This window comes from Pseudomonas sp. 3B-A001-10F, from assembly GCF_056313565.1.
Map to the genome: position 1 here is coordinate 1 of NZ_JBQYFW010000088.1, position 475 is coordinate 475.

The 475-nt window shown below is 56.2% G+C and carries 1 protein-coding gene; it reads right to left on the reverse strand.

What is annotated here, in order from left to right; translation table 11 throughout:
* Nucleotides 1-24: 24 nt before the first annotated feature.
* Nucleotides 25-475: FAD-binding protein (locus AC0ZWN_RS28865; RefSeq protein ID WP_198559734.1), on the reverse strand; the 451-nt coding region annotated here is incomplete at its 5' end.

Genomic DNA, 475 nt, shown 5'->3' on the forward strand with positions numbered 1-475 from the left:
GTAATGCAGCCCTGCCAGAGTGGATCAACGCGCTAAAGCTGCGGTCAGTGCCGGAAGGATCTTCACGGCATCGCCAACAATGCCGTAATCCGCGTACTGGAAGATCGGCGCATTTTTATCTTTATTGATGGCGAAAATGGTTTGCGATGCATTAGCACCAACCATGTGCTGGATCTGCCCGGAGATCCCCACCGCCAGATACAATTCAGGTTTCAGCATCAGGTTGGAGATACCGACATAGCGTTCGTGCTCCATCCATTTTTCGTTTTCCGCCACCGGACGAGAACAGGCCAACTCCGCACCTATCGCCTTGCAAAGCTGTTCTGCCAGCGCAATGTTCTCTTTGCTGCCAATGCCGCGACCGACGCTGACTACCAGACGGGCTTTGTCGAGATCGACGCTGTTGCTCTGGCGCGCCTGGGTTGCCGTGCGGGTAATCGCCACAGCCGGAGCCTGCCACTCCACGGTGTGCGTT